The organism is Acetilactobacillus jinshanensis (assembly GCF_004359375.1).
GTDB classification, from domain to species: domain Bacteria; phylum Bacillota; class Bacilli; order Lactobacillales; family Lactobacillaceae; genus Acetilactobacillus; species Acetilactobacillus jinshanensis.
Genome location: NZ_CP034726.1, coordinates 623,392 through 635,908, shown reverse-complemented (window position 1 = coordinate 635,908; position 12,517 = coordinate 623,392). Strand labels below are relative to the sequence as shown.

Below are 12,517 nucleotides of genomic sequence, written 5' to 3'. Positions count from 1 at the left end.
AATCACAATTAAAGTAGCTGCATGAATTGAAATTAGCTTCGAAGTCCGTGCAGCAGGATAGCTGCATGGATTACTAACCGTCAATATGCAATTTAGGAATAATCTCGTGATCCCTGCGACTATCTGTCGCAGGGATTTTTTGTTGCCTAAATTTAGAGAGATTTAATGTAAAGAAGGGTGTTCCCATTGAATATTTGGCATAAAATGAACCAAAAACAGAGCGTTAATTTTTACAAGCAAAAGGATTCACATCTGATCCCGTCATTAACCACCAAAGATTTCTTAGCGTTGGGCCTAGGGACGATCGTTTCGACCGCGATTTTCACGCTACCGGGGATCGTTGCTGCGGATCATACCGGTCCGGCTGTAGTATTGTCATTTATTAGTGCCGCGATCGTTGCCGGATTAGTATCATTTAACTACGCCGAAGTATCTTCAACATTGCCTTTTGACGGCTCGGCTTATTCATGGGTCAGCGTGATCTTTGGTAAATTCTGGGGCTGGATCGTCGGCTGGGCCCTGATTGCTGAATACTTCATTGCCGTTGCGTTTACTGCATCTGGACTATCAGCTAACTTTAGAGGGTTAGTTGCGCCGTTTGGTTTTAAACTTCCGAATCAACTATCAAACCCGTTTGGGACTAACGGTGGCCTAATTGATATTATCGCTTTGGCGGTAATTTTGATCGTTGCATTCCTGATTTACCATGGTAATCATGATACGTCGAGAGTTGAAAACACCTTGGTTGTTCTTAAGGTCATCGCAATTCTAGCCTTTGTATTGATTGGTGCGACGGCTTTACATCTCCAGAATTACATTCCGTTCATTCCAAAGTATCGTCCGACCGCTAACGGAGCTTTCGGTGGCTGGCAAGGGATTTATGCCGGAGTTCCACAAATTTTTGTATCCTACATTGGTTTTGACGCCATCGCCGCTAATTCCGCTGAAGCTAAGGATCCCAAGAAGACCATGCCAAGAGGCATTATTGGTTCACTTTTGATTGGTGCCGCATTGTACACCTGCGTATCCTTGATCCTAGTCGGGATGTTCAAGTACAGCCGTTACGCTAATAACGCTGAACCAGTTGGCTTTGCACTTCGTGAAAGTGGCCATTCCGTAGCTGCAACCATCATTCAGGCCATCGCCGTGATGGGGATCTTCACTGCATTGATTGCTATGACACTAGGTGGTTCCCGTTTGATCTACTCATTCGGTCGTGATCATATGCTGCCAAAATGGTTAGGGACATTGAATCATCAGAGTCATCTTCCGAACCACGCACTTTTGACGTTGACCATTATTAGTGTTGTTCTAGGTGCCATCTGCCCATTTGCTTTCTTGGCTCAATTGGTATCAGCAGGGACGTTAGTCGCATTCATGTTCGTATCACTTTCCGTTCTTAAGTTGAGAAAACATGAGGGTAAAGACTTACCAAGTCCAGCCTTCAAGGTTCCATTTTATCCAGTTCTACCAATCCTAAGCTTCCTGTTTAGCTTGGGTGTCTTCGTTGGCTTGGATAAACCAGCTAAGATCTACGCCGCCATTTGGTTTATCATCGGGATTATTATTTATTTTGTATACGGCATTAAGCATGGTTATCAAAATGCCGATAATTAATTTCAATTTATCCAAATTGTGATTAGATCAGTACTAGTTAATCGTGTACGTGATAACTCAAAGTATCTTAACATTCGTTTTAATAACTCACCGAAATTTTTGGTGAGTTTTTTGTTTCCATGTTAAATGGGAGTGATTTACCGAATTTTACACGTAAATCATGGTCATATTTAAGAATTTGGTATAAATTAACGAAAAATAACTCAATAATATTAACTAATGGTGTAAAAAATTGTAAACTATTAGTGGATAGTAGGTCCAGTGAAAAATTGCCACTGAACTTAAAATCATGTATCATAAGTTAATGTAAAAAGAAACAAATTTTATAAAAAGGGATTTTTCAAATGGCAGTAAAACGTCGAGATCGTTTAATCAATATCACTTCATTCTTATTGGAACACCCTAACCATCCGGTTACCGCAAAGTCATTCATCGAAAAGTATGGCTGTGCTAAGTCTTCACTTAGCAAGGATATTAAGATTATCCGTCATAATTTTGCGGTCCGTGGAATCGGTCGTGTTCACACTCAGGTTGGTGCTACCGGTGGTGTTACGTATACGCCAAAGGTCAGCCCAAAGCGAACTAAGGCAATCATTAGTTCCATTATTAAAGACTTAAACAATCATGACCGTTACTTGCCAGGTGGTTACGTTTACATGTCAGATATTCTGAGTCGTCCATACACCTTAGAACAGATCGGTGATGTGATCGCTACTCAGTACTTAGACAAGCCGGTTGACAAAGTCTTGACCATGAACGGTAAAGGTTTAATCGCACCAAGCGTTGCGAAGGCTTTAGGTGTATCATTCATCCCATCCGCTCATCAGTCCAAGATCAGTGATGGTGCCACCATCAACGTCAACTACTTCTCAGCAAGCAGCCACCAGTTACATAATTTAGTCTTACCACAGCGTAGCCTTAAAGAAGGCTCCAACGTTTTGATCGTTGATGACTACCTTAAAGAAGGTAGTACGATCAACGGGATAATTAACTTAATCAAGGCCTTCCATTGTAAGTTAGCCGGTATCGCTATTTTAGCCGACGGCAGCAATGGTCACTTGAACTTTGACCATCCTTACCAGTCTCTGATCCGGATCAACCCTAACGAAGGCCAGATCAAGGCTAGCTTTGGCAACTTATTTGATAAAAAGAATAACTAAGTAATCAACTATTTAGAGGAGATAATAGAATGGCTAAAGTTCAATCATCTAAAGATTTACAGAACGATGCCTTAACTTTCTGTGATGACGGTATTAAAGCCGCTAAGCAGAATGATTCCCAGAAGGTTTCTGACGCTGCTAACAACATGTGGGGCGCCGTTAAACCATTATTGGACCGTGATAAGAAGTCCGCAGGTAAAAACTCTAAGCAGAGTAATACCTTAAAGAAGGTTTGGACTTCCATTAACGGTACGATCGACAAACCTGGTAAGGCTACTCCAAAGACCTTCAAAAAGATGAAGAAAGCCTTAAATCGTTTAGATTACTAAACTAAACTTAATAAGATAGCCTGACTTCCGTTGAATTAGGGAGTGGGGCTATTTTAATAGCTTGATAGTCTCAAATTAGAAACTTTAGTTGTAAATAATTCTAAAATAATTTAAATTTTCTTAAAATTATGTTGACATCTCTCAAAAATAGTTTATTATAGTAAATGTAATCTCATATGAAAGAAGTTTGCAGGATGTTAAATGTTAATTATTATTCACATTTAAATAATGATCAACGACGCATGGACGTTCGACGAAACTGCCGAATTAAGTCCATGTGAGTTTTAGCATTCTCTTTTTTCAGAAATTATGCTCACATGGTGATCAATCAAATCGTGTGAGCTTGACATATATTCTTCGTTTTCAATCTTATGAAGTTCAGAAAAGCCACACGGTTTGAGTAAATCGTGTGGCTTTTTTAATTGCATATTTTAAAAACGTTGAGTAGGAACTTTGATAAATTGACGTTCACAGAGAAGCTAGGGCCATGAGAGCTAGCCATGTTGATTATCAAATTCGAGCCTATGAGTTACTTCCCGAAGCGAGTAGGGAAGATCGGTCAATCCGTTATCAATTAAGTTTGCGACAACTTTTCGAGCTAGTCTGTGTGAGCAGACTAGAAAATGAGGTGGTACCGCGTTTCGTTCGTCCTCTGGATATTTAAAATTGATATTAATATTCAGGAGGTATTTATGATGTTGAAGCATAAGAAATGGTTAACGCTTGGCGTTGCCGCATTATCATTAATGGGATTGACAGCTTGTTCAAATCAGGCAAACGGAACTAATAAACACGTGCATTTTTCACAGAGTTATACTGCTAGTCAGCCGGCTACTAAAAAGGGTAACCACAGTACATTGCACGTAGCTGAAGTTAACGATGCCCCGTTTGCTGGGATGTCCGCACCGACGTTACAGAGTAACCAAGAAGATGAAGATGTTTATTCACCCGGTGGTAACGGTAGCCTGTTCCACACGAATAAGAATTATGAAATCGTTAACGGTGGCTTAGCTAACTTAAAGCTAAACAAAAAGAAGAACACCGCTTTGATCACATTAAAGAAGAACGCTAAGTGGTCGAACGGTCAGAAAGTTACCGCTAAGGATGTTGAATATCCTTATGAAATCGTCGCTAACCCGAAGACTAAGGCTCAATCATTCAGTAATGATATGGATGATATCAAAGGCATGTCCGCTTATCATAAGGGCAAGGCCAGCACCATTTCGGGGATCACGTTCCCGAATGGCCCAAAAGGCACCAAGACCTTAATTCACTTTAACCACTTAACTCCAGCCATGAAATACGCTGGTAACGACTTTACCCAAGACGTCGTTGAGCCTTATCAGTACATTAAGAACGTCCCAATTTCTAAATTAGGTGAATCGTCACAAGTCAGAAAGCACCCGATCTTCGCCGGGCCTTATAAATTAAAGAAACAGGTTCAAGGTGAATCAACTACCTGGGTACCAAACAAGTATTATTACGGTAAGAAACCGCAGATTAAACACATCGATATTCAAGTCGTTTCATCTAATAACATCGAAGCGGCATTTAAAGCTAAGAAGTATGACTTCGCCTTTAACTACGGGATTCCATCTGAACAGTATCCTAAGATCCACGCTTTAAAGGATTACAGTGAAGTCGGTACGCCGGACCAAGGTTACACGGATTTCGGTTTTAATGTTGGTCACGCTAACAAGTCTGGTGTCAGTGTCATGGATCCGAATAGCAAGATGCACAGCGCTAACTTAAGAAAAGCTATGCTTTACTCCATTAACTTAGACATGATCGCCAAGAAGTTGGATAACGGGATCGACTACAGAGGTAACACCATGATCCCACCGGTATTCCATAAGTACCACACTTCATTCGCATCCCAGCCAGGCTATCCATACAACATGGCTAAAGCAAAGAAGTTATTAAAAGCTGCGGGTTACACCAAAAAAAATGGTAGCAAGTACGTCACTAAACCAAACGGTAAGCCGTTAGTTATTCACTTCGGTTGTATGCAGGGATCCAGTGCCGCCAAAGCTACTGATGAATACTTCTTACAACAGTGGCATAAGTTAGGCTTGGACGTTAAGTTCACCACTGGCAAACCAATGGAAATGAACAGCTTCTACTCAGAATTACAGAAACCTAAGCAGAAAGCTATGGATGTCTTTGAAGCATCATTTGGTGTCGGCTCTGAACCTACACCAACTTCCATGTACGGTCCTGATGCCGCTGATAACATGGCGCATTTAAACACTAAAGAAAACACCAAGTTATTGAACGAAATGAACGACAAGAAGTCATTCAATCTCAAGCACAGAATCAAGATCTTCCACGAATGGGAGAAGTACATGAACAAGAAAGCAGTCTACTCACCTGAATTCTATGATTCATTATGGACTGCCGTTAACCATAGAGTTACCGGTTACAGCTTATCTCCATCCAACAACGAATTCTGGAGTAAGTTGGGATTAAACTCAGCTAAGTTAAAGTGATTCCTTAACTTAGAGTCATTCATATAATATTTATCCTGTGATTAAGCAAAAAGGCCTGGACTCATTAAATTGAGCTCGGGTCTTTTTCACTATAAGAAACAATATTAGTAAATATAATAATAATTATATAAATATTATTAATGTTAACTTGCAATATCTGAATAAAGGTCTAATATATTAAATGTAATCTCATACGAAAGAAGTTTAAGCAATGTTAATTATGAACGATTATTTACAAATGAATAATCAGCGACATCATATGGATGCTCGACATCATAGTTGAACGTCCATGTGGGTAATTAGCATGCGTTAGTAAAACTTCGTTAAGCTCACGTGGTTATATAAAAACCAGGTGAGCTTAAACTATTAGTCGTTTCTACCTTTATGGAATTAATTTAAGTCACCTGGTTGGATAATCAGGTGACTTTTTTGATCCTTTCAGGAGGTAGTTATATGATTGATCAAAAGAAATTGTTAACGTTAGGGATTGCAGCGGTATCGTTAATGGGATTGACAGCTTGTTCTAATCAACAAGCAAACATTGGTAAACATGTTCACTTGTCTGAAACGTATAACGCAAGTAAAGCCCCAACTAAAAAAGGTGACGATAGCACCTTGCACGTTGCCGAAATTAACGATGCTCCGTTTGCCGGGATGACGTTACCGACTTTACAGGATAATCAAGAAGACGTTGATGTTTATTCACCTGGTGGCGAAGGCAATTTATTTAACACGAATAACAATCATAAAATCGTTAACGGTGGCTTAGCCAACCTGAAGTTAAACAAGAAGAATAATACCGGTCTGATCACCATCCGTAAGAACGCTAAGTGGTCGAACGGTTCACCAGTAATCGCTAAAGATGTTGAGTACCCGTACGAAATCTTAGCTAATCCAAAGAGTAAATCTCAGCAGTTCAGTACCGATATGGATGATATTCAAGGAATGAACGCTTACCATAAGGGTAAGGCTAGCACTATTTCTGGGATTACCTTCCCAGATGGGACAAAGGGTAAGAAGACGCTGATCCACTTTACTCACTTATCACCGGCTCTAGAATATAATGGCAATGATTTTATGTGGAACGCCGTTGAACCTTATGAACATTTGAAAGACATTCCAATTTCAAAGTTACCGTCTTCTAAGCAGGTTAGAAAGGATCCCATCTTCACCGGGCCTTATAAGTTAAAGAAACAGATTCAGGGTGAAGCTACTAGTTGGGTACCTAATAAATATTACTGGGGCAAGAAGCCACACATTAAACACATTGCGATTCAGGTCGTTTCGTCCAGTAATACGGTTGCTGCATTAAAGTCTAAGAAATATGACTTTACCTTTGGCAACGGTTCATCTGATTATTCCCACATTAAGCCGTTAAAGGATTACAGCGAAGTTGGTCAGCCAGGTTACGATCTTAACGATTTAGGCTTTGTCGTTGGTCATGGCAGTAATAACGGTCACAGTACCATGACACCAAGTAAGATGAGTAACGTTAACTTGAGAAGAGCGATGCTATACTCGATCAACTTAAATCTGCTTGCTAAGAAATTTGGTAATGGCTTATCCTACAGAGCTAATACGCTAATGCCACCGGCATTCCACAAATACCACAATTCCTATTCTTCAACACCTGGTTTTCCATATAACATGGCCAAAGCTAAAAAGCTGTTAAAGGACGCTGGTTACAAGAAGCGGAACGGCAGTAAGTACGTTACCAAACCCAACGGTAAGAAATTAGTCATTTACTTTGGCTGTATGCAGGGTAACGATGCCGATAAAGCTACTGATGAATACTTCTTACAACAGTGGCAAAAGTTAGGTTTGGACGCTAAATTCGCTGACGGTAAGCCGATGGAAATGAATAGCTTTTACTCAACCTTAGAAAAACCTAAGCAGAAGACCATGGATGTCTTTGAAGCGGCGTATTCGTTAGGTACTGAACCAACCCAAGATGTAATGTCTGATCCTGACGATCCAGATAATTCTGCTCACATGAACACTAAGGAAAACAATAAGTTGATCAAGGAAATGAACGACAAGAAATCATTCAACCTGAAATACAGAATCAAGATCTTCCACAAGTGGCAGAAATACATGAACAAGATGGCCATTTATGGGCCAGAATCCTACGGAATTGACTGGACCGCCGTTAACCACAGAGTTACTGGCTTCAGTTATAAAGGTAGTAACAATAACTTCTGGGGTAACTTAGGCTTAGATTCAGCACATTTAAAGTAGACTTCGCCTTAACTTAAATTAACTTACATTATTATTTACCTTCTAATAAATGAAAGATCTGATCTCATTAATTTGGGATCGGGTCTTTTTGTGTTTATATCGTAATTTTAAAATCAACAGACCGATCAGTGTCTATCGCCACCTTATATCCACCGAAATTGTTTAGAGTTATCTATGAGCGTTAATTACACTACGCATATTAACGCTCGTCAGGGGGATGACACTTTTGTTAGCGCAAAATGCTCATCATTTAAAGTTAAGTCAATTATTTATATATCTGATTGGATCATTAGGTGGCTTATTGTTCGGTTTTGATACTGGAATTATTTCCGGAGCCTCACCATTGATTGAATCGGATTTTCATTTACCAGTCGGTAAAACCAGTCTGGTAACATCGTCCGTGCTGATTGGTTCGGCAGTCGGTGCCGTATGCATTGGTTCGCTGTCTAACCGGTACGGTCGTAAGAAATTGTTGCAATTTTCCGCGATCCTGTTCCTGATCGGTTCGGGATGTTCAATGTTTGCCGTGGGCTTTGTATCTTTAGTATCAGCCCGTTTACTGTTAGGTTTTGCCGTTGGCGCCGCTTCAGCATTGACTCCGGCTTACCTAGTTGAACTAGCTGATACTAAGCATCGTGGCTCACTGGTTACGTTGTTTCAGTTGATGATTGCGTTTGGCTTCCTGTTAGCTTATTGTGCCAACATTGGGTTACTGAATGTTGACTGGCTTGGTCTTCATAGCTGGCGTTGGATGTTAGGTTCCGCTTTGATCCCATCACTGTTGCTATTATTAGGCTCACTAATCCTACCTGAATCACCACGTTACCTAGTCAAAGAAGGACATCCCGAATTAGCCCGTCATGTCTTACGGACCTTGCGAGCCAACACTGGTGAAGATCCCGATGCGGAACTGCGCATGATGATTAAATTTAATCACCGTAAGAAGGGCAACCGCCGGACTTTATTTAAGATTGGGTTACCAGCTTTATTAGTTGCCGTCGGCTTAATGTTCTTCCAGCAGTTCATCGGTATTAACGCGGTTTTGTATTTCTTACCCCAGATTTTCATCAAGGCCTTTAAATTCTCGACTTCGAGTTCAATCTGGATCTCAGTTGGTGTTGGGGTCGTTAACCTGATTTCAACGGTCATCGCTTACCGAATTATCGATGACTATAACCGGAATTCACTCCTGATCATGGGCTCGATCGTGGTTGCTGTGACCTTAACGCTGTTAGCTGGGATGAATTACCTATTCAGCATTTCAGCCATCGTCGTGCCAACGTTGATCCTGATCGTGATTTACATTGTCGGCTACGACCTGTCATGGGGTCCGTTAGCCTGGGTCATGATCAACGAAATCATGCCGTTTCGAATGCGTGGTGTCGGTGCCTCGATTGCTTCAGCCACTAACTGGATCTGTGACTTCATCGTATCGCAGAGTTTACTGACTTTAATTGCTTTATCCGGCAACAATATCTGCGGTCCGTTCGCAATCTATGCCATTATGGCATTCTTATCCATCTACTTCGTCATTAAGTGGGTTCCGGAAACCCGTGGCCGTTCATTAGAACAGATTGAAACCGGTCTGATTCATAACTTTCATCAGAAGAAATCCACGGTAAAATCGACATCGAAGTAGTGAAATTCGTCCATAAAATAAGTGGTAAACTGGCTTATTTTTAAGGTAGAAGGCGATGAAAATGACTTACAAATATTGTCAAAATTGTGGTAAGGAAATCCCATCAAACGCTAAGTTCTGTCCCTATTGTGATAAAGCTCAGATGATTAAATCAGCTAAAAAAATATCAGCTAAAGACCAGCCAAGAATTCAGGTCAACGGTGATCAAATTATGATCACCCGGCACCGTCGGATCTCACCGTTCAACATGAAGGTAATCACCTTGATTACCGTCATGATGGATGTGATCGTTATGGTTCTCTTTAGCAGTAGCTGGGAAACAATTGCTAGTAACGTCAGGAACATCGGTTCACTACCGGTTGTAATCTACATTATCTTTACACTTTGGACATCGTGGATCGAGTACTACTTCGGTGAAAAGATGTCGAAGCGCTACAATGATCTGATGCTCTGGTTCATTGGCATTATGGCGTTAGTTGCCTTTGCGTTCCTGGTTGCTGGAACTATGATCTAATAATAGAAACATTATGTTTATATAAATATAAAAGCATTTAATAAATCTTAAATTAATGTTGACATCCTGCAAAAATAGAGTATTATAGTAAATGTAATCTCATATGAAAGAAGTTTGCAGGATGTTAATTATTAATGATTATTTACATATGAATAATCGACGCATGGATATGCGACGTTGCCGACGTCAAATGTCCATGTGGGTAATTAACGTTCACTAGCTGAACTTTATAAGCTCGCATGGTTATCAACTACAAACCGTGTGAGCTTAATCTTGCTCTTCGTATTTTACCCTTGAAGTCATAAATTAGCCACACGGTTTGAAGAAATCGTGTGGCTTTTTTAATTGCATATTTCAAGACTATGAGTAGGAATTTTAATTTAATTACTGCACAGAAAAGCTAGAAGCATGAGAGCTAGCTGAGCATCAAATTAATTCGAACCTATGAGTTACATTCCGAATAAGTAGGGATGATCGGTCAATCCGTTATCAAGTAAGTCTGAAACGACTTTATGAGCCAGACTGTGCGAGCAGTCTGGAAAATGAGGTGGCACCGCGTTTCGTTCGTCCTCTTGGATATACTGTTTTACTAGAATTTTTATAAAAAGATACATATATTCAGGAGGTATTTGTGATGATCAATCATAAGAAATGGTTAACGTTAGGAATCGCGACGTTATCCTTAATGGGCTTAACCGCTTGTTCAAACCAGGCCAAAGTTGGCAAGCACGTTCACTTTTCGGAAACTTATAACGCCAGTAAACCGGCTACTAAAGCGGGTAATGATAGCACGTTACACGTTGCTGAAATTAACGATGCTCCCTTTGCTGGGATGACGTTACCAACTTTACAAAATAACCAAGAAGATGCTGATGTCTACTCACCAGGTGGTGAAGGTGCTTTATTTAACCAGAATAAGAACCATAAAATTATTAACAATGGCTTAGGTAGTTTAAAGCTGAATAAGAAAAAGAATACTGCATTAGTAACGCTTCGTAAAAACGCTAAATGGTCCAATGGTCAGAAGGTTACCGCTAAGGATATTGAATTTCCTTACGAAATCTTGGCTAACCCCAAGAGTAAATCACAGCTATATAGCCCCGATATGTCAGACATTAAAGGGATGAACGCTTATCATAACGGTAAAGCTAAGACGATTTCCGGGATTACGTTCCCCGATGGCCAAAAAGGTAATAAAGCTTTATTCCACTTTAATCAGATAACTCCAGCGATTGAATATGCTAGTAATGACTTCATGTGGAACGGGGTTGAACCTTACGAACATCTAAAGGGGATTCCGATTTCTAAATTACCATCCAGTCCGCAGGTTAGAAAGCATCCAGTCTTTATCGGTCCTTATAAGTTAAAGAAACAAATCGATGGTGAATCAACCGACTGGGTCCCTGATAAGTACTATTACGGTAAGAAGCCGCACATTAAGAACATCGATATTCAGGTTGTATCATCCAGTAACACCGTTGCCGCTTTAAAATCCAAGAAGTATGACTTTACGTTCGGCAACTCTGCTTCTGATTATGCCCACATTAAACCGTTAAAAGACTATAGCGAAGTTGGCAGACCGAATTTTAGCATTGCTAACTTTGGCTTCATGGTTGGTAAAGGTAACAAATCTGGTCACAGTACGATGACTCACTCCAAGATGGGTAACGTTAACTTAAGAAAAGCAATGTTATACGCTTTGAATTTAAATCTAGTTGCCAAGAAATTCGGTAATGGCTTATCCTACAGAGCTAATTCATTAGTACCGCCGGCCTTTAACAAGTACCACAGTTCTTACAATTCTACACCTGGCGTCCCATACAATATGGCTAAGGCCAAGAAGTTACTAAAGGACGCTGGTTACACCAAGAAGCATGGCAGTAAGTACGTTACTAAACCAAACGGTAAGAAGTTAGTTATTCACTACGGTGCTATGCAGGGTAACGACATTACCAAAGCTACTGATGATTACTTCATGCAGCAGTGGCACAAGTTAGGCTTAGACGTTAAATATGCTAACGGCAAGCCAATGGAAATGAACAGCTTCTACTCAACCTTACAGAAGCCCGTTCAGCACGTGATGGATGTTTACATCGCTTCATCAACATTAGGTACTCAGCCAAACGAAGCTGAACCTACTCAAGCTGATATGTACGCTCCAGATGATCCTGGTAACTCATCTCATTTGAACACTAAGGAAAACACCAAGTTATACAAGGAAATGAATGACAAGAAGTCATTTAACCTTAAACACAGAATCAAGATTTTCCACAAGTGGCAGAAATACATGAACAAGATAGCTGTTTACGCTCCTGAATTCTATGGAATTGACTGGACTGCGGTTAACCATAGAGTTACTGGCTTTGATTATAAGGCTGGCAATAATGATTTCTGGGGTAACTTAGGCTTGAATTCTACTCATCTAAAATAAGTTAACACTTTAATTCATTAATTCTCATTCATATAACTATTAATTCCTGTGATTAAGTAAAAGTCCTGATTTCAAATTAATGAAATCAGGACTTTTGTTT

At 40.2% G+C, this 12,517-nt stretch carries 8 protein-coding genes; all 8 read left to right on the top strand.

What is annotated here, in order from left to right; all coding sequences use genetic code 11:
- Positions 1–204: 204 nt before the first annotated feature.
- The 8 genes from ELX58_RS03070 to ELX58_RS03035 all read left to right on the top strand — a co-directional run bounded on the left by ELX58_RS03070 (position 205) and on the right by ELX58_RS03035 (position 12,417).
- Entirely contained in the window at positions 205–1,617 is a 1,413-nt protein-coding gene (locus ELX58_RS03070) for an APC family permease (RefSeq protein WP_133442565.1), read from the top strand.
- Positions 1,618–1,961: 344 nt separating this feature from the next.
- Positions 1,962–2,777: a phosphoribosyltransferase family protein gene (locus ELX58_RS03065; protein WP_133441696.1), complete on the top strand. Its 816-nt coding sequence runs from the start codon at positions 1,962–1,964 to the stop codon at positions 2,775–2,777.
- A 29-nt stretch (positions 2,778–2,806) separates the two neighbouring features.
- A complete protein-coding gene (locus ELX58_RS03060; protein ID WP_133441695.1) occupies positions 2,807–3,106 on the top strand; it encodes a hypothetical protein in 300 nt (99 codons plus the stop codon).
- Positions 3,107–3,801: 695 nt separating this feature from the next.
- On the top strand, positions 3,802–5,595 hold the full coding sequence (locus ELX58_RS03055) for an ABC transporter substrate-binding protein (protein ID WP_418620995.1): 1,794 nt from the start codon (positions 3,802–3,804) through the stop codon (positions 5,593–5,595).
- A gap of 453 nt (positions 5,596–6,048) precedes the next feature.
- The gene (locus ELX58_RS03050) at positions 6,049–7,833 is read left to right on the top strand and encodes an ABC transporter substrate-binding protein (protein WP_236747700.1); all 1,785 of its coding nucleotides are present in this window, start codon (positions 6,049–6,051) and stop codon (positions 7,831–7,833) included.
- 226 nt (positions 7,834–8,059) lie between these two features.
- A complete protein-coding gene (locus ELX58_RS03045) occupies positions 8,060–9,472 on the top strand; it encodes a sugar porter family MFS transporter (protein ID WP_236747699.1) in 1,413 nt (470 codons plus the stop codon).
- A gap of 61 nt (positions 9,473–9,533) precedes the next feature.
- Positions 9,534–9,986, top strand: coding sequence for a zinc ribbon domain-containing protein (locus tag ELX58_RS03040; RefSeq protein ID WP_162614612.1), 453 nt, complete (start codon positions 9,534–9,536; stop codon positions 9,984–9,986).
- Positions 9,987–10,620: 634 nt separating this feature from the next.
- The gene (locus tag ELX58_RS03035; protein ID WP_174919238.1) at positions 10,621–12,417 is read left to right on the top strand and encodes an ABC transporter substrate-binding protein; all 1,797 of its coding nucleotides are present in this window, start codon (positions 10,621–10,623) and stop codon (positions 12,415–12,417) included.
- Positions 12,418–12,517 lie beyond the last annotated feature (100 nt).

What these genes read in the sequence shown, in the direction of transcription:
- ELX58_RS03070 (WP_133442565.1), top strand. Translation starts at nt 205, where the DNA reads ATGAACCAAAAACAGAGCGTTAATTTTTACAAGCAAAAGGATTCACAT.
- ELX58_RS03065 (WP_133441696.1), top strand. Translation starts at nt 1,962, where the DNA reads ATGGCAGTAAAACGTCGAGATCGTTTAATCAATATCACTTCATTCTTA.
- ELX58_RS03060 (WP_133441695.1), top strand. Translation starts at nt 2,807, where the DNA reads ATGGCTAAAGTTCAATCATCTAAAGATTTACAGAACGATGCCTTAACT.
- ELX58_RS03055 (WP_418620995.1), top strand. Translation starts at nt 3,802, where the DNA reads ATGTTGAAGCATAAGAAATGGTTAACGCTTGGCGTTGCCGCATTATCA.
- ELX58_RS03050 (WP_236747700.1), top strand. Translation starts at nt 6,049, where the DNA reads ATGATTGATCAAAAGAAATTGTTAACGTTAGGGATTGCAGCGGTATCG.
- ELX58_RS03040 (WP_162614612.1), top strand. Translation starts at nt 9,534, where the DNA reads ATGACTTACAAATATTGTCAAAATTGTGGTAAGGAAATCCCATCAAAC.
- ELX58_RS03035 (WP_174919238.1), top strand. Translation starts at nt 10,621, where the DNA reads ATGATCAATCATAAGAAATGGTTAACGTTAGGAATCGCGACGTTATCC.